Source organism: uncultured Fibrobacter sp., assembly GCF_946062555.1.
Taxonomy (GTDB): Bacteria; Fibrobacterota; Fibrobacteria; order Fibrobacterales; family Fibrobacteraceae; genus Fibrobacter.
The window spans coordinates 22,477-39,173 of the sequence record NZ_CAMGVQ010000034.1; the positions used below are offsets into that span (position 1 = coordinate 22,477).

The 16,697-nt window shown below is 50.7% G+C and carries 16 protein-coding genes and 1 pseudogene; 16 read left to right on the plus strand and 1 reads right to left on the minus strand.

Annotated features, from left to right (window positions below; genetic code table 11):
• Nucleotides 1-169: 169 nt before the first annotated feature.
• The 16 genes and pseudogenes from frr to Q0P86_RS10720 all read left to right on the plus strand — a co-directional run bounded on the left by frr (nucleotide 170) and on the right by Q0P86_RS10720 (nucleotide 16,261).
• Nucleotides 170-703, plus strand: coding sequence for a ribosome recycling factor (gene frr, locus Q0P86_RS10645; RefSeq protein ID WP_072979980.1), 534 nt, complete (start codon nucleotides 170-172; stop codon nucleotides 701-703).
• 12 nt (nucleotides 704-715) lie between these two features.
• Nucleotides 716-1,426 carry an isoprenyl transferase gene (locus tag Q0P86_RS10650; protein ID WP_290996297.1) on the plus strand — a complete coding sequence of 237 codons (711 nt, stop codon included), beginning with the start codon at nucleotides 716-718 and terminating at the stop codon, nucleotides 1,424-1,426.
• A complete protein-coding gene (locus Q0P86_RS10655) occupies nucleotides 1,419-2,300 on the plus strand; it encodes a phosphatidate cytidylyltransferase (protein ID WP_295039346.1) in 882 nt (293 codons plus the stop codon). The genes Q0P86_RS10650 and Q0P86_RS10655 overlap by 8 nt, the downstream gene beginning before the upstream one ends.
• Before the next feature lie 193 nt (nucleotides 2,301-2,493).
• Nucleotides 2,494-3,810 carry a polysaccharide deacetylase family protein gene (locus Q0P86_RS10660; RefSeq protein ID WP_295039347.1) on the plus strand — a complete coding sequence of 439 codons (1,317 nt, stop codon included), beginning with the start codon at nucleotides 2,494-2,496 and terminating at the stop codon, nucleotides 3,808-3,810.
• Nucleotides 3,811-3,961: 151 nt separating this feature from the next.
• A complete protein-coding gene (gene dxr, locus Q0P86_RS10665) occupies nucleotides 3,962-5,110 on the plus strand; it encodes a 1-deoxy-D-xylulose-5-phosphate reductoisomerase (protein WP_290996301.1) in 1,149 nt (382 codons plus the stop codon).
• Between the two features lie 227 nt (nucleotides 5,111-5,337).
• Nucleotides 5,338-7,170, plus strand: a complete 1,833-nt coding sequence (locus Q0P86_RS10670; protein ID WP_295039349.1) for a glycoside hydrolase family 9 protein — start codon at nucleotides 5,338-5,340, stop codon at nucleotides 7,168-7,170.
• A gap of 151 nt (nucleotides 7,171-7,321) precedes the next feature.
• The gene (locus tag Q0P86_RS10675; RefSeq protein WP_295039351.1) at nucleotides 7,322-10,261 is read left to right on the plus strand and encodes a glycoside hydrolase family 44 protein; all 2,940 of its coding nucleotides are present in this window, start codon (nucleotides 7,322-7,324) and stop codon (nucleotides 10,259-10,261) included.
• Nucleotides 10,262-10,419: 158 nt separating this feature from the next.
• Nucleotides 10,420-11,799 carry an RIP metalloprotease RseP gene (rseP, locus tag Q0P86_RS10680; RefSeq protein WP_295039353.1) on the plus strand — a complete coding sequence of 460 codons (1,380 nt, stop codon included), beginning with the start codon at nucleotides 10,420-10,422 and terminating at the stop codon, nucleotides 11,797-11,799.
• A 141-nt stretch (nucleotides 11,800-11,940) separates the two neighbouring features.
• Nucleotides 11,941-12,525, plus strand: a complete 585-nt coding sequence (locus tag Q0P86_RS10685) for a TetR/AcrR family transcriptional regulator (RefSeq protein WP_290996308.1) — start codon at nucleotides 11,941-11,943, stop codon at nucleotides 12,523-12,525.
• Entirely contained in the window at nucleotides 12,522-13,202 is a 681-nt protein-coding gene (locus Q0P86_RS10690) for a dihydrofolate reductase family protein (protein WP_295039354.1), read from the plus strand. The genes Q0P86_RS10685 and Q0P86_RS10690 overlap by 4 nt, the downstream gene beginning before the upstream one ends.
• Nucleotides 13,199-13,723, plus strand: a complete 525-nt coding sequence (locus tag Q0P86_RS10695) for a GNAT family N-acetyltransferase (RefSeq protein WP_295039356.1) — start codon at nucleotides 13,199-13,201, stop codon at nucleotides 13,721-13,723. The genes Q0P86_RS10690 and Q0P86_RS10695 overlap by 4 nt, the downstream gene beginning before the upstream one ends.
• A 32-nt stretch (nucleotides 13,724-13,755) precedes the next feature.
• A complete protein-coding gene (locus Q0P86_RS10700; RefSeq protein ID WP_291025532.1) occupies nucleotides 13,756-14,379 on the plus strand; it encodes a CatA-like O-acetyltransferase, family 2 in 624 nt (207 codons plus the stop codon).
• Between the two features lie 5 nt (nucleotides 14,380-14,384).
• Nucleotides 14,385-14,798, plus strand: coding sequence for a hypothetical protein (locus tag Q0P86_RS10705; RefSeq protein WP_295039357.1), 414 nt, complete (start codon nucleotides 14,385-14,387; stop codon nucleotides 14,796-14,798).
• A gap of 6 nt (nucleotides 14,799-14,804) precedes the next feature.
• Nucleotides 14,805-15,371 (plus strand): GrpB family protein, encoded by a 567-nt coding sequence (locus tag Q0P86_RS10710; RefSeq protein WP_291025529.1) that lies wholly within the window; start codon nucleotides 14,805-14,807, stop codon nucleotides 15,369-15,371.
• A gap of 33 nt (nucleotides 15,372-15,404) precedes the next feature.
• Nucleotides 15,405-15,656 (plus strand): annotated as a pseudogene (locus Q0P86_RS10715) (VOC family protein); the annotation flags it as partial.
• 17 nt (nucleotides 15,657-15,673) lie between these two features.
• Nucleotides 15,674-16,261 carry a zinc ribbon domain-containing protein gene (locus Q0P86_RS10720; RefSeq protein WP_294984156.1) on the plus strand — a complete coding sequence of 196 codons (588 nt, stop codon included), beginning with the start codon at nucleotides 15,674-15,676 and terminating at the stop codon, nucleotides 16,259-16,261.
• Nucleotides 16,262-16,272: 11 nt separating this feature from the next.
• Here Q0P86_RS10720 and Q0P86_RS10725 read toward each other — a convergent pair whose 3' ends face one another.
• Nucleotides 16,273-16,518: a TIGR03905 family TSCPD domain-containing protein gene (locus Q0P86_RS10725; protein WP_366941294.1), complete on the minus strand. Its 246-nt coding sequence runs from the start codon at nucleotides 16,516-16,518 to the stop codon at nucleotides 16,273-16,275.
• Nucleotides 16,519-16,697 lie beyond the last annotated feature (179 nt).

Below are 16,697 nucleotides of genomic sequence, written 5' to 3' on the forward strand. Positions count from 1 at the left end.
TTACAATTTCGCGCCCTTGCAACTGCGGGGCGTTTTTGCTTTTTTAATAGGTCGAAATTGTAATACCGGTCCGGCTTTTATGTATATTTATCCTAGAAATAACTGAAAACCATTCACTTTTATCTAGTATAGGAACTAGCCCGCAGGGCGTAACTAGGAACAGAGAAATATGTCTGAATATTCCGATAAGATGAGCAAGGCCATCGAGGCCACCGAACGTGAATTTTCCAAGATCCGCGCAGGCCAGGCTAGCCCTGCTATCCTGAACGACGTGCGTATCGATTACTACGGCACTCCGACCCCGATTTCCCAGGTGGCCAAGGTTTCTGTTCCGGAACCGCGTATGCTGCTGGTCTCTCCGTGGGAAAAGACCATGGTCGACCCGATTGAAAAGGCTATCCTCGCTGCAAACATCGGCCTTACTCCGATGAAGGACGGCAACTGCATCCGCGTGAGCCTCCCGATCCTTACCACGGAACGCCGCCAGGAACTCGCGAAGATTGCCCGCAAGCATGCCGAAGAAGGCCGCGTGGCTATCCGCAACATCCGCCGCGACGCGAACGACTCTCTCAAGAAGAACAAGGAAATGCCCGAAGACGAAGTCAAGAAGCAGCAGGACGAAATCCAGAAGGCAACCGACAAGGCTATCGCCGAAATCGACCGTCTGCTCGCCGAAAAGGAAGCGGACATCCTCAAGGTGTAGTCCGGGGTTTGCGTGGCAAATCAGCTTAGACATGTCGCCATCATTATGGACGGTAACGGGCGTTGGGCCCGTAGCCGCGGTCTCGAACGTTTCCTGGGACACCGTAAGGGTACCCAGGCGACTATCGATGCGGTCGAGGTGGGTGTAAACCTTAAGCTCGAGCACATGACGCTTTACGTGTTCAGCTCCGAGAACTGGGGCCGCCCCTCCAAGGAAGTGGATTACCTGATGAACCTCCTCATCGAGATGGTCGTCAAGGAAATTCCCGACCTCATGGAAAAGAACGTGAAGCTTACGGTCATCGGCAACATGAACCGTTTGCCAGACAAGCCGCGTGCAAGTCTCCAGTCCGCAATCGACAAGACGTCGAATAACACGGGGATGCAGCTGAACCTCGCTATCTCTTATGGTGGCCGTCAGGAAATCGTGGATGCCACCAAGGCAATCGCCGCCCAGGTGGCGGCGGGTACGCTCAAGGTCGAAGACATCGACGAGAGTTTATTTGCAAAGAATCTTTATTTAAAGGGAGCGCCCGATCCGGATCTCGTGATTCGTACGGGTGGAGAGTTCAGGCTTTCGAATTATCTGCTTTGGCAGGCCGCCTACAGCGAATTCTATGTAACGGACACGCTTTGGCCCGACTTTACCAAGGAGGAATTCTTGAAGGCCGTAGAGTTCTTCAAGACTCGAGAAAGACGTTTTGGGAAGGTGTTGCATGAGTAATCTTGCGCAGCGATTGATAACGGCGTTTATCGCCATTCCGATTGTATTTTTCTTGCTGTGGTTTAATGACTTCAGCCGCATTGGCCTGATGTGCTTTATCGCGGGCGTGGGCGCCTGGGAATGGGCGGGCATGGCTTCCAAGATGTACAAGGGGCCCGATACCCGTTACCTTTCTTTTGCAGCTTCCTTGGCTTTGACGCTCGCATGGGCGCTTTCCAAGGGCAGCTACTTTGGTATGCCAGCCGTGCCTTATGTGGTCGGCATGACCTTCCTCGTGATTTTTGCAATCTATATCGGCGTGGCCTTTGCGAAGGTGGAAATCGATCACCTTTTCCCGTGGCTTGTGATGCAGCTCGGCGCCCCGCTCTACGTGGGTTTCTGGGGTGGCATGAACGTGCTCATGATGGGTAACGGTCGGGGCTTTGAGCATTGCTATCCGTTTATCCTGGTGATGACGGGCGTATGGCTTTGCGACACGGTGGCGTATTTCTTCGGAAAGTTTGCGGCGGGCAAGGGGCTTTTCGGCCGGCACCTGTTTGCGCCGAGCATTAGCCCCAAGAAAACCTGGGAAGGTTCTGTAGCGGGTTCTGTCGCGACGATCGCGTGGATTGCCTATTGGGCAAAGTGCAGCGCCGCTCTCGGTTGCTTTAACGTGGATGTCGACTGGGCGAAGGCCATTGGTCTTGGCCTGCTTGTGACTGTTGCGGGCCAGGTGGGCGATCTTCTGATGTCAGCCCTCAAGCGTTGGAGCGGTACCAAGGATTCCGGTAACCTGTTTGTCGGCCACGGTGGCGTGCTCGACCGCTGCGATTCCTTCTTCCTTGCTGCACCTGCTCTTTACCTGCTCATGGATTTTTTCCAGAAGATTGCGTAATCCGTTGCTGTCGTGCTGGATTTGAATGGCTTGCCCCGGACTAGGTCTGGGGCGTTTGTCTGAAAACAGATTGTTTAACTTCGTTTACATTTGTTGTTTTTGCTTACAACGGATAGTCCATCACTCTTATTGAGTATTGTTACCCCCCCTATATATATTTATAGGTGAAAAACAACACGAGGATTGCGTGAGTATGGATTATAAAAAATTTTCTATCGCGGCTCTGATCGCCATGGGCTCTTCCATAGTTTTTGCTCAGAATGCAGAAATTGCCACCTGGTCGGGTTTCCGCAAGGCAGCGGTTTCCTTCACTTTTGACGATGGCCCGCAAAGCGATGTCGATGTCGCTCTTCCCATGTTCGAAAAGTACGGTTATAAGGCGACTTTCAATATCGTCACTAATTGGGCCAATGGCGGTGGCAACAATGGAATGCTCAACTGGAGTGGTGTTCAGAAATTGTCCGATGCTGGTCACGAAATCGCAAGCCATAGCGACAGTCACCCCAATGGAAGGCCGATGCCCGCGAATGAAATTTCTTCGTCCAAGGGGACAATCAGCCAAAAGATTCAGCAGAAATATGGTTGCGTTACGCTGGCTTACCCGAACTGCGATACTCCGGGTGACGCCCAGGTTCTTCAGAATTACGTTGTCGGAAGAATTTGTAACGGAAGCTGGAAGGGCGGTCCCGATATCATGGGCAAGGATGGCCCGAGCAACTGGGCTGCAGTCTCTGCGCTCATGACGGGTAATCAGGGAACCAGCGATTTTAAGGGCAACATGGACAAAGCTGTTCAACAAGGCGGTTGGGTTGCATTCCTCACGCATGGTTTCCAGGGCAAGACCAATGGCTTTGCAGACTATTCTCCGACCGATGCGAATGGAATGGATGGCGCTCTCCAGTATGCACAGCAGAAAGATAAGGACATTTGGGTTGCCCCGATGGGCTATGTCGCCATGTACATCAAGGAACGCAATGCCTCGAAAATTGAACCGCAGGACGGCGGCTCTGCAAACTCCATGGCTTTCGAACTCAAGCATAGCATTGCAGACAACATTTCCAAGTACGACTACCCGCTTTCCATCAAGGTGAAAACCGACTGGAGCAAGGTCGAAGTGACGCAGGATGGCGCAATGCTTGAATCCAAGGTGGATGGCGGCTATGTTTACTTTGACGCGGTGCCCAATGCAGGCAAGATTGTCGTGAGCAATGCAAATGCAGCTCCGGAACCGGAGTCTTCTTCCAGCAGCGAAGTTGTTTCCTCTAGTTCTGAAAACCCGTGGGCAATTGCATCTGAAATTCATGACAATTTCCAATTCTCTGTGTACAGGTCTTCCGACAACTACATCGTGGTCGGTGGTGCCCAGGGCAAAGAAATCACGGTGTTCAACAGCCTTGGCCACAAGCTTCGTACCACTCGCGGTCTCGGTGCCGTGCAGAAGGTTTATACCGGTGCCAAGGGTGTGTATATTGTGAAAGTCGGTAACAAGACACGTAAGGTTCGACTGTAGTCAAAAAAGTTTAAACCTCTCTCAAAAAGGTTCCTCACTAGAGGAACTTTTTTTGTGTTTGTCCTGATTGTCATCCCCGCGAAGGCGGGGATCTCCTTTTTTACTAGAGAATCTTTTTATCTTTTTAGCTGTATAAAAAAGAGGCTTCAAAATGAAAAACGTAGTTCTTCTCGGTGCGACCGGTTCTATCGGTACTTCTAGCGTAGATGTCATTCACCAGCATTCCGATATCTTCAATCTTTATGCCGTTGCCGCAAACAGCAGCGTGGCGAAGGTTGCCGAAATCGTGCGCAAGTACAAGGTGGAACGCGTGTGCATGTTCGACCCGAATGCCGCCAAGGAACTCGAGAGTGTACTCGGCATGAAGGTGCTCGTGGGCATGGAAGGCCTTTGCGAACTCGCTGCCGACCCGAAGGCCGATATCATCATCAACTCGCTGATGGGCGCCGTGGGATGCCTCCCGACCATTACCGCTATCGAACATGGCAAGCATGTGGCTCTTGCGAACAAAGAAACCATGGTCATGGCAGGCCCTGTCATTTGGGACAAGCTTGCCGAAAATCCGAAGTCCTTCATTACGCCGATTGATTCTGAACATAGCGCTATCTTCCAGTGCCTCGAAGGCGGCAAGCGCGAACATGAAGTGGAATTCCTCGAAATCACGGCGTCCGGCGGCCCCTTCCGCGAATGGCCGATTGAAAAGTTTGAAAACATCACCGTGGCAGACGCCTTGAATCACCCGGTGTGGAGCATGGGCAAGAAGATTACCATCGACTCGGCCTCCATGATGAACAAGGGTCTCGAAGTGCTCGAAGCTCACTTCCTCTTCCACATTCCGTATGATCAGATCAAGGTGGTGGTGCACCCGCAGTCCATGGTGCATTCGCTGGTGCAGTTCCGCGACGGTTCGCTGATGGCACAGCTCGGTGCCCCTGACATGCGCATCCCGATTCAGGTGGCGCTCACGTGGCCCGACCGTCTGCCGCTCGATACCAAGCGTCTCGACCTGCCGACGCTCGCGAAACTGACCTTCTTCGAACCGGACTTCAACAAGTTCCGCTGCCTCGCCCTTGCGTTCGAGGCGGGCCGCCGTGGCGGTATCGTGCCTTCGATGATGAATGCCGCGAACGAAGTCCTCGTTGACGCTTTCCTCAAGGGTAACCTCAAGTTTACCGACATTCCGCGCCATGTGGAAACGATTATGGCCGGCGCCCCGAACGTGACCGGTCACCTGACGCTTGACCAGGTGCTCGAAGCCGACGCCGAAGCCCGTCGCCTGACACTCGACCTGATCAAGTAAGTTGTAATCTTGTACAACAGAATTTTGAGTCGCTCCGGAGCGGGGCGACTTTTTGATTTATATTACTTTATTGGCAATTAACATTTCCGTCAGGAATGCAAAAAAGCCTTAAATTCGCAAAGAAATAGAACAATGGGTACACTTGTGTCCACTTTTGGTCTCAAAAGTGGACGTTTTTGTTGTTTTATAGGGTATATTTATGGATGGACTAAAAAGGAGTACCCGAGATGTTGAATTTTGGCTTAAAACAGTATGTTCCCATGACCCTTGCGCTGCTTTCGCTTTCGACGGCAGCGTTCTCCGCGACTGCTTATATCAATCAGGTCGGTTATCGTACGGGTGATGTCAAGGAATTTGCCCTGACCGATGGAAACGGCAACGTTGAAATTGCCGATGCTTCTGGACAGACTGTTTTGACCGTGACTCCGAAAGAGGCTTCTTATTGGGAGGCGAGCGGTCAAAGTGTCCAGTTGGTGGATTTCTCGGAATTGAAAACTCCCGGAACATATTCTATCAAGGTGGGTGGACAAGTTGTCCGCTCCGATTTGAAGGTTGCCAATAAAATATACGAGGACGTGCTCAAGGCCTCATTGAAATGGTATTACTATCAGCGAGCCTCCATGGCTTTGGATGAGGCTTACGCCGGTCAGTGGAAACGTGCCGCAGGACATACGAACCCGGCTGCCCGGCTCCATAGCTCTACAGGTGCCTCGGGAACGATCAATTCTAGCAAGGGTTGGTACGATGCCGGCGACTATGGCCGCTACATCGTGAACTCGGGTATCACCACCTATACGCTCCTTTCTCTTTACGAACATTTCCCCGATTATTTCAAGACGCTCAAGTGGAATATTCCTGCCGAAGGCAACCTGCCGGACCTGCTTGCCGAAATCAAGTGGAATCTTGACTGGATGCTTACCATGCAGGCTTCCGATGGTGGTGTTTACCACAAGTTGACCACACTTGGATTCCCGGGTGACGTGATGCCTGCTCAGGATTCCGATCCTCTTTATGTTATCGGTAAGGGGACGGCGGCGACTTTTGACTTTGCGGCGGTGATGGCTGTGGCGGCACGCGTTTATAAACCGTTCGACGCGTCCTATGCAAGCATTTGCCTGGAGGCTGCCAAGAAGGCCTATGCTTGGGGCGTTCAGAACCCGAACAAGGTGTTCAATAATCCGTCCGATGTGGCTACGGGGTCCTATGCCGATGGTTGGCTCGAAGACGAAAAGATGTTTTCCGGCACGGAACTCTTCGTGTCTACTGGCGACGCGACATATAAGCCTGATAGCGCATCTGGAAAAATTCCAAGTTGGGCTGATGTGGGAGGCCTTGCGACTTATGGCCAGGCCACGCATGCTATGGAATTCGGCGGTATAGCCCAGGCGGCAAAGGATAGCTTGCTTAAGGTGGCCGATGATTTTGCGGACCGAACCCAAAAGGGTTTTGGTGTCGTGATGGCAAGTGAAGACTTTGTGTGGGGGTCCAATGCCGTGGCCGGAAACCAGGGTGTTTGGTTGTTGCACGCCTATTACCTGACTGGCGAAAAAAAGTATTACAACGCCGCCGTTAAGGTGCTGGACTATCTGCTTGGCAAGAACCCGCTAGACATGTCTTTCTTGACTGGTTTTGGTACAAAGTCTGCCATGAAGCCGCACCACCGCCCGAGTACTTCTGACAAGGTGGCCGCTCCGGTTCCGGGAATGATTGTGGGTGGTCCGCAGCCCGGTGGCGAAGACGTCGGCTCTCAAAGCTGGGAATGTAAGGACTATAGAACGGGTGCTGCGGCAACATCTTATGTCGACAACAACTGCAGCTATGCGACCAACGAAGTGGCTATTAACTGGAATGCTCCTTTTGCATACCTCGCTGGCGCTATCGAAGCGATTAATGCCGGTTACGCTCCTTCTTTCGCGATGTCTGGAATTACTTCTATCAAGCCCGCTGTCGCTCGCAAGGCTCACGCGAAACAGGGCCCGCAGCTCCGTTTTGCAGACCAGATGCTCTATGTCGAAAAGAACGGCAAGCGCTTCAACCTGAAGGGTCACAGAATCAAGTAAAAAGTTACTAGTTCTAAGTTACTAGTTTTGAATTAGTTGTAATTGTTAGGCGGGTTTTGTTCCGCCTTTTTTCGTTATTCATTCTTTATTTTTAAGTCATTCGGAATTCCGAACTCTGAAATCTGAATTATATTTACCCCGAGAGGTTCCTATGAAAAATCGTTTTGCCAATCGTTGTATTTTTGCCGCTTTAGCGGGGCTTTCTCTTGGTTCCGTCGCTTTTGCCGCCCAGAATGTCATCAAGGTCGATGACTTGCATCCGGGTGTCGTCATCAATAAAGAAAATATGATGTCAGCGGACCTCGCGATTTGGAATCCGCCGAGCCGCTATTACGACATGACGTCTGCGTTGGTCGATGGCGGTTACACGCTGTTTAGATTCCCGAATGGATCTCTTTCGAATGATTACCACTGGAATGGTATCGGTAGCTACGATAGCACTGGCCTCTGGACCGCCGACGAGAACAAGTGGGCTCGTGGTTTCTTGGGAGAAACGATTTATCGCGGCACCACCAAGGACAACTACGGCTTTGTGCGTCGCAGTCACCTGGCCGACGGCAATATGGAAACCATGTGGTGGGGCGAAATTTTGGACCCGGTGGACCCGCCTTGGGTCGTGGTGGAATTCCCCGAAAAGGTCGATGTCGATTCCTTGCAAATCGATTGGGGAACGCTTCGCCCGAAGGCTTTTGAAATTGCCTACTGGACCGAAGACTATGCCGAATATCCGGGCGTGCACCAGGCGCTTGAAAACAAGCTGAAACTTGAAAAAGTGGTCAAGGTGAATAGTGCGACCACCAAGTACAAGTCTAAGTTCTGCACCCGCTACGTGGCCATTCGGTTCAAGACGACGGATTTGCCTAGCAAGGGCGTGCAGATTCGCGAAATGAAACTTTATAGCGGCGAAACCGACCTGCTTGGCGGTAACAACTACAAGTTCTACGCGATGTCTACCCGCAATGGCGACAAGGCCCGTACCGACTGGACCGACATCAAGTGGGATTTTGAAGAATTCATGAAGTACATCAAGACGCTCCCGAATGCCCGCGCGGTTATCTGTGTAAATGCGGGTACCGGGACTTCGAAAGAAGCTGCCGCCTGGGTGCGTTATGCAAATAAAGTAAAAGGCTACAACATTAAGCAGTGGCAAATCGGCAACGAACTCGACGGCGAATGGGAAGAATCCGGTCCGATTTCGGCAAGGCATTACGCCGCACGATTCCTGGAATACGCCCGCGCCATGAAGGCGGTGGATTCGACCATCATTTTGCACGGCCCGCTGTTCAGCACGCACAAAATGCAGCAGAAGGGCGCAGGCTTGCTCGATGGCAAGTACTGGATGGAAGAATTCTTGCGCATTGTGGGCGAGGCCGAAAAGAAAGACGGCAAGCGTTACCTCGACGTGGTGGACTTGCACAATTACCCCTACTGGACGCCCAACGAACCGAAGCCTGCCGATATGCTCAAGGCCATGCTCGATGTGGGCCCGAACATGGATACGCTGAATGTGTGGATGAATCGCCACCTTGAAGGCGAACGCGGCGTGTTTCTTTCGGAATTCAGCACCTGCGTGCAAGGGTACAGCCTGCTGATGGATTATCCGCAGGCATCCGCCGTGGCAAGTATTTTTGCTCAGCATGCCATGCGCTTTGGCAACCGTTTGCAGCTGCTCCCGTGGGACGCTTTCGGTAACTTGTTCAAAGGTCCCGATGACAGCTGGGGTACTATCAGCATGACCGCGCTCCTTAAAGAAGGCTCCTGGAATTATTGGAAGTCATTGGAGCCGACGGCGGAATACTACGGCATTTACATGACCTACATGGATTTCCTAGAAAATGGCTATGCGGTGCTGCCCGTAAAATCGACGAGCGCAGACATCGAAGCTTACGCTATCGGTAAGGACGATTCTGCCCGCGTGATGATTGTGAACTTGTCGGAAACCCCGCAGGTGGTACAGATTGACCGCGCAAGCGTTTCTGCTGCAGGTGGCGCGACCGAAGTCGGCAAGGGTGATCTGGTTCGCACTCAGGTCGAAATCTTTGGCGAAGGCCAGTTCAAGTGGGTGGGCACTTCGCAGAATGCGTACCCGTATCCGAAAATGGGCCCGAGCGGTCGCCGCATCAATCCGAGCAAGAGCAAGGACATTACGGTGCCACCGTTTGGACTTGCAGTTGTTCAGATTAACCCGAAGGTGGCTCTGGGCGAGGCTGCCGCGGAACCCAAGGTGTTGGCTGCGGCTCTCGAAAAGAAGGTGCTCCTTGCAGGTGATACGCTTGACTTGTTTGGAACGGTTGTTCAAGAAAATGGTCAACTGATCGGAAGTGTACTCTCGATTCCTGAACTTGGTATTTCAAAGGTGATTACTCCCGATGACGGCAAGTGGAACGCTTCCATTGAAAGTTTCCATGTCAAGGTGCCCTTCCCGGCCAATGTTAAGCTGGGCTCGGCGACGGCTGTGCTGAAAATTTCCGGTCTTGGTAAGAAGTCGACGGTGTTCAAGATTCCGTTCCGTATACGCGGTGCCTACCGCACCACCAGCGTGATGCAGAATTACGATAACGGCCTCGATGCTGTCGACTGGTTCCCGGTGGCTAACGGCGACAACGCAACGACCATCGGCGCGAAGGTCTTCAACGGAGCGCCTCCGCACGGCGGCTTTATCCGCCACGACTTCATGATTGAGCAGCCGCCTACGCAGGGCTGGCCGAACTTTGCCGGCGCCTACTACGTGATTCCTGAAGAAGTTCACAACTCGGTGGGTATTGTGTTCGACTACGCCACGAACCATAGCAATCCCGATGGCTACTTCGAAGTGCAAATCGCAAGCGAACAGGTCAAGGATTACGATGAATTTATTGTGCGCCTGAAAAATACTCGCGGCTCCTGGGTGCGCGACACGCTCATTTGGGAAAACATGTCGCAAGAAGGCTGGGGCAAGACTATTCCGCAGCTCGACCCGAAGCAAATCAAGAACTTCTCTTGGCGCGCCCGCTACAGCGGTACAGGCTACATTAGCCTCGATAACATTTACCTGTTGCAGGAAGACGGCTCCGAAGTCCCGATGCCCCGCGGCTTGAGAAGACTACGCTAAAGTCGCATTGTGTAAGGTCCCTGAGCTCGGTTGGTGAGCCTGCCGAACTATGCCGAAGGGCCTTGTCATCCCCGTGTAAACGGGTGGACTGCACTAAGCACTTTAGTGCTTAGTGCGCATGGCCACCACGGTGGGGATCTTTTCTATATTGGATAGTGATGGAATCGATTCTCAGTAATGTATTGATGTTTGTGCTGGGCCTTATCGGGCTGAGTTTTCTCGTGACCATTCACGAACTGGGCCATTTTTTGGTGGCCAAGTGGAATAATGTCAAGGTGAACACTTTCAGTATCGGCTTTGGCAAAAAACTTATCAAGTTCCGCCACGGCGAAACGGAATATTGTATTTCGGCAATCCCCTTTGGCGGTTATGTGGCCATGGCGGGCGAGAATCCCGACACGTTAAAGGACGGGCAGGTTCCGGACGAACGTGATTTTGTGGCGAAATCGGTGGGCGCTCGCGCGTCGATTGCATTTGCGGGCCCGTTCATCAATATCGCATTTGCCTTTATCCTGCTGATGGTTCTTTATATGGTCGGCGTCGAAGAACCGGCAACGAACGATTTGATTGTGGGCTTTGTTGCGAAGGATTCTCCGGCGCTTGCCGCAGGTATTGAACCAGGTGATACCATTACCGAAATCAATGGCAAGCCTACTCATGGCTGGGACGATTTCCGCGAACAGATCGGCGTAAGCCTTGGGGCGAGCGTTCCGCTTACCGTGCACCGCGGCGGCGAACCGTTGATCATTACGGTTGTCCCCGAAGAACTCGTGATTCCCGCGCAAGATTCTACCAGCTCCGAAATTGCGATGGGAATTGGCGATATCGGTATTTACCCGCGCAACCGCGTGATTGTACGCTTGCCTCCTGTAGCGGGCTCTGCAGCCGAAAAGGCGGGCCTTGCCGTGGGCGATACCATCTTTGAAATTAACGGCGAACATATTTCCCGCTACGAAGAAGTCGTGCGCATCATCGACGGTAGCAAGGGCGAACCCGTGAACATCACCGTTATCCGTAACGGCGATACGCTTACCAATTCGCTCACTCCCGTGTACAACGAGGAATACAAGCGCTACATGGTCGGTATCCAGATGGGCTACGTGCTCTTCCGCGAAACGAAGATTGTGCGCCGCGGACCGGTCGAGGCCTTCACGAAAACTTGCGCCACTAGCTGGAAAATGACCACCAGTATTTTCCGCTATTTCAAGCGCATGTTCCAGGGACAGGTGAAGGTCGACGCGTTCTCCGGTCCGGTCTCCATTGTCGCCGTGATGGGTAACGTGTGGATGAGCGGCTTCCAGGAATTCCTGATGCTCCTTGCGCTCATTAGCATAAACCTGGGCGTCATGAACCTGCTTCCGCTCGCCATTACCGACGGAGGCCTGCTCATGTTCCTCGGAATCGAGAAACTGCGTGGCAAGCCGCTTTCCACCAAGACGCAAACGGTCATTCAGAATGTGGCAGCCGCGTTCTTTATCAGTTTCTTCGTGTTCATTACGATTCTTGACTTTAGCAAACTTTCGCTGTTTTTGAAATGACAAAGACGCTCATGTTGCGTTATTCGTGCCGATACTGAAAGTTTCGGCTCCGATGATGATATTTTCCTCTTGACATGCTAACAAGTGTTAGCTATTTTAGCTAATAAACATTAGCTAATAAAAGTCGAAACGAGAGGCGTCATGTCCACAAAAGAAAAAATCCTTGAAACCGCCCTAACGCTATTTGCCAAAAACGGATACGATGGCACCAGCGTGGAGCAAATCGCACAGGATGTCGGCATCAAGGCACCGTCTCTTTACAAACACTTCAAGGGCAAAGAAGACATTCTGAATTCGCTAATCGATATCGCTGAAGCGCGTTACGAAGAATCGTTCGGCTCCGCGAAGAAAGTCGGCACAATTCCCGAGAATATCGACGGATTCATCCACGAAATGATGAAAAGGATCCGCTTTACGATGACCGACCCGATTATCAAGAAGATGCGTGTTTTCTTGGTGCAAGAACAATTCCGCAGCGAACGCCTTGCCGAAATCACCACAAGGCATCAGGTGGGCGGACTTTTGCAAATGTACCAGAAAATTCTCGAAGCATTGATGGCCGCAGGAATAATCGTCAAGGACGACCCGGAAATGCTCGCGACAGAGATTACTGCGCCAGTTGCACTCTGGATTTCTAAAGTCGATCGCCAGCCGAAATGCAAAAAAGAAGCGCTCGAATTTATCGAGAAGCACTTACAGCATTTTTTCAAAACCTACAAGAAATGAACCGTCCCATCACCACATTGTTCATGCTGATGTCCGTTGACGGAAAAATCAGCACAGGTTCTACGGATGCTTTGGACGTAGATCAGGACTTTCCGCATATTGAAGGTGTAAAAGAAGGTCTGCACCAGTATTACGAAATCGAACAGACTACCGACTTGTGGTCATTCAACACGGGCCGAGTCCAGCAAAAGATGGGCTGCAACGAAAAGGAAATGCCCGCCAAGTCGCCAGTATCGTTTGTTCTTTTGGACAATACGCACCTGACGAAGCACGGAGTGCGCTATTTCTGTGCAAAGTCCAAGACGTTTGTTCTGATTACATCCAATCCGAAGCACCCGGCATTTTCGCTCCATGAAGAAAACTTGCACATCATCTTCCAAAAAGAATTGGACTTGCATAGTGCTCTTGATCGCCTGAAAAACGAATTCGATTGCGATAGGCTGACCGTGCAATCAGGCGGAACAGTCAATAGTCTGTTTTTACGAGAAAAGCTATTTGACTTTATCGATATCGTAGTAGCACCGGTGCTCATCGGCGGAAAAGACACCTCGACTCTAATTGACGGAGTTTCGCTACAATCTGTAACAGAACTCAACAAAATCAGCGCCTTGAAACTCATTGAATGCACAACACTACAAGACTCTTATTTAAGATTACGTTATCAGGTTATTAAATGATGGAAACAGATAGTTTTTTACTGCGCCCGTGGCGCGAAAGCGATGCGGAAGCTTTGTTCAAATACGCTAGCGATCCAGATGTGGGTCCATGCGCCGGTTGGGAACCGCACAAGAACGTAGAAGAAAGCCTGCAAATTATCCGCACTATTTTCAATGGGGATCACATGTGGGCCATCGAGCTGAAAGAAACGGGAGAACCCATCGGTTGTATCGGTTACCTGCTCAAAAGCGAAAGCAACATCGACATCGGCGAGAACGAAGCCGAAACCGGCTACTGGATTGCAAAGCCTTATTGGAACAAAGGAATTTGTACTGAAGCATTGAAGTTGATGATAGACTATTGCTTCAACGAAAAACACATTGATGTTCTCTGGAGCGACTTTTTCATCGACAACCCCGCCTCTGGACGCGTGATGGAAAAATGCGGATTACGCGAAACTGGCGAAATGCGTTACTGCGAAAACCTTTATGGCGGCAGCAAGCGCCCCGTGAAAGTGATGAAACTCTGTCGAAACGGATGAAGTTATCGGTGAACATATTTAAAGGCAAAAAAATGGCAAAAGAAATCGATCCGAAAAGCACAACGAGAGCAAAAGCGTTTGAGTTTTGGATGCAGGCTCCAAATCCGATGGTGACATTTTTCAAAACATTGAATGTCACAAGACTCGTGAAGGTGAGCAAGAAACGCGGCTTGAAGTTCAACATGCTTTTGGATTATTGCATCGGCAAGGCCGCTACAAACATCAAGGAGTTTTATATGCTCCCGGTAAACGGCAGACTCATGCAATACGATTCGATTGCAGTGAATACAATCGTGAAAAACGACGAAGGCGAAGTCAGCTCTTGCGACATCCCGTATTCCGAAAATTTGGCGACGTTCAATCATGACTACCTCAAGTATACAAAAATCGTGGCGGAAAGTTGCGGGGATTGGGACCTGTCCGAGAACAGCATGGTCATCGGTACATCGGCTATCATCGATACAGAAATCGATGGCGCTGTCGGCATGAATTCCGGCATTTTCAACAATCCCTTTATGATTTGGGGCCGTTACAGGAAGCGTCTTTTCCGCTATGAATTGCCGGTTTCGTTCCAGTTTCACCACACGCAAATGGACGGGGCACACGCCGGGAAATTCCTCGCGAATTTGCAAAAGGCTATCAATGAGCTGCGATAAAAAACATGAAAAGATTACGATTCGGAGCAGCGCTCCACTTCCTTATAGCCATTGGTCATATAGCCTGCCTGTTCGCTTTAGACGAGGCATTCGAAGCCTATGGAATTAAAGACTTCATGCATCAGATGGTATCAGGCCACATTTGGATGTTGTATGCATTGACCATCGGTCTTGCCTTTGCATTCTGCGTGGCTGGACTTTACGCACTCTCGGCTACCGGCGACATCCGGCGCTTGCCCTTGACACGTATGGCAGTCATCACCATTGTTGTGCTCTATAGCCTTCGCGCTCTGGTTGGTGGTATTATCTGTATCAATGATTTTACTTGGTTACGATGTTTCTCGTCCCTCATTCCCGCTGTTATTGCATGGTGCTACTGGCCTGGGGTTAAAGGGAATTTTTATACAAATCTTCGCTAGTTGACTATGAAAAAAGAACTCTCTGAAATGACATTGGAAGAACTATGGGAACTGTTCCCTATCTTCCTTGTTCCGCACGATAAAAAATGGAACGAATACTTCTATGACATCAAGAAAACATTGACTGGACTTTTATCCAATCAGCCTATCGTCCGAATCAGCCATATCGGAAGCACAGCGATACAGGGAATATGGGCAAAAAACATCGTTGATGTGATGGTTGAGATTTCTGAAAAAGCCGACATGAAAGAAATTGCGCACACTTTGGAGCAGAATGGTTTTATAAAAATGTTCTCCGAAACAAACCGAATCTCGCTTAACAAGGGATATACAAAAGAGGGATTTGCAGATAAAGTTTATCACATCCTTCTACGATACGCCGGAGATGACGACGAACTGTATTTTCGCGACTATCTGAATGAGCATCCTGACATAGCGAAAGGATATGAAACATTGAAACTCCAGCTTTGGAAACAATATGAGCATAACCGGGATGCCTATACCGATGCAAAGTCAGATTTTGTTCGGAAATGGACAGCTGAAGCACGAAAGGGATATGGAAAACGATACTGACAAATGTCGATGGTATGGCGACGATGGTCCGCTTTGTTCCGAAAATCCGATTTTGAAAAAATGACAAGCCAAAAGTTCGCTTATTGCAAAGGCATCAACGGGCATTTTGAAATTGCTTTGGGTGTCGCAAACTTCGCCGAAGTCGATAAAGCATACGCCAAAGTCACTGCCGCAGGAGCAAAAAGCGTTATGCCGCCGACTACGGAACCGTGGGGGCAACGTACCTGCTACATCGCCGATCCCGAAGGCAATTTGGTAGAAATCGGCTCGTTCGTCAAGGATTAAGAAATAAAGGAGAACTTATGGAAATGAAGTTTTGTCAGAGCTGCGGAATGCCGCTCACGCCGGAAATTTTGGGCACCAACGCCGACGGCAGCAAGAACGAAGAATACTGCATCTATTGCTACAAAGACGGCGCCTTCACCGGCGACTTCAACATGGAACAGATGGTTGAATTCTGCTCGCAGTTCGTCGATGAATTCAACAAGAACACCGGCAAGAGCCTCACACGTGAAGAATATAAGGCGGAGCTTCGCAAGTACTTCCCGACGCTCAAGCGCTGGTGCCTCCCCGCGGACCAACTTCCGCACGCCACCTCGCCCATGAAGCAGAAGTTCATTGAAGAAGTCAATGCTCTCGGTATTAAGGACATGCCGAAAATTGACAACCTCTTTGTTCTGCAGGGCTCGTTCATCAATCAGGAATACAAGGTCAACGGCAACAGCGTCAAGCTCCTGGACGATAACGCAAGCTACTGGGGCAACCAGGTCGAAAAGCAAAACGCCGAAGGCCGCTGCTTCGGAATCGCTTGCGACGAACGCTACATTCTCGTGAGCGAATATGGCAAAAACGGTGCCGATGCCGAAATCCTCGTATTCAAGAAACGGTAATGTTTAAGATATTACGCTTCTTTCCCGAGGACGGCGCGGGCCAGCTGGTCGGCGCACGATGTGGGCTTCCCGCCACAGGTGTTGCCCAAGAGTCTTGCCGCGATGTCTTCGGCGCTCATACCTTCGCAGAGTTTCGCGATTGCCTTCAGATTGCCGTTGCATCCGCCCGTAAAGCGGATGTTCCGGATTTTATCTCCGTCGCGCGTAAACTGAATTGTTGTGGCGCAAACGCCTCTGGTCTTGAAAGTCTCTTCCATAATAAACTCGTTGTTGTAACTGTCTGTCATGCCCGTCGCTAAGCGGGGGCATCTCCTTCATATTGTCATTCCGGCCTCCGAGCCGGAATCTCCTTGAAAAGTTTTGTTTTTACACTAAATATAGAACGCGAATTTTCACCGTCAATGCGACTGATATAGGTTGAATCGGGAAGAAAAAA

Coding starts and splice junctions, on each gene's coding strand:
- frr (WP_072979980.1), top strand. CDS start 170: ATGTCTGAATATTCCGATAAGATGAGCAAGGCCATCGAGGCCACCGAA.
- Q0P86_RS10655 (WP_295039346.1), top strand. CDS start 1,419: ATGAGTAATCTTGCGCAGCGATTGATAACGGCGTTTATCGCCATTCCG.
- Q0P86_RS10660 (WP_295039347.1), top strand. CDS start 2,494: ATGGATTATAAAAAATTTTCTATCGCGGCTCTGATCGCCATGGGCTCT.
- dxr (WP_290996301.1), top strand. CDS start 3,962: ATGAAAAACGTAGTTCTTCTCGGTGCGACCGGTTCTATCGGTACTTCT.
- Q0P86_RS10670 (WP_295039349.1), top strand. CDS start 5,338: ATGTTGAATTTTGGCTTAAAACAGTATGTTCCCATGACCCTTGCGCTG.
- Q0P86_RS10675 (WP_295039351.1), top strand. CDS start 7,322: ATGAAAAATCGTTTTGCCAATCGTTGTATTTTTGCCGCTTTAGCGGGG.
- rseP (WP_295039353.1), top strand. CDS start 10,420: ATGGAATCGATTCTCAGTAATGTATTGATGTTTGTGCTGGGCCTTATC.
- Q0P86_RS10685 (WP_290996308.1), top strand. CDS start 11,941: ATGTCCACAAAAGAAAAAATCCTTGAAACCGCCCTAACGCTATTTGCC.
- Q0P86_RS10690 (WP_295039354.1), top strand. CDS start 12,522: ATGAACCGTCCCATCACCACATTGTTCATGCTGATGTCCGTTGACGGA.
- Q0P86_RS10695 (WP_295039356.1), top strand. CDS start 13,199: ATGATGGAAACAGATAGTTTTTTACTGCGCCCGTGGCGCGAAAGCGAT.
- Q0P86_RS10700 (WP_291025532.1), top strand. CDS start 13,756: ATGGCAAAAGAAATCGATCCGAAAAGCACAACGAGAGCAAAAGCGTTT.
- Q0P86_RS10705 (WP_295039357.1), top strand. CDS start 14,385: ATGAAAAGATTACGATTCGGAGCAGCGCTCCACTTCCTTATAGCCATT.
- Q0P86_RS10710 (WP_291025529.1), top strand. CDS start 14,805: ATGAAAAAAGAACTCTCTGAAATGACATTGGAAGAACTATGGGAACTG.
- Q0P86_RS10720 (WP_294984156.1), top strand. CDS start 15,674: ATGGAAATGAAGTTTTGTCAGAGCTGCGGAATGCCGCTCACGCCGGAA.
- Q0P86_RS10725 (WP_366941294.1), bottom strand. CDS start 16,518: ATGGAAGAGACTTTCAAGACCAGAGGCGTTTGCGCCACAACAATTCAG.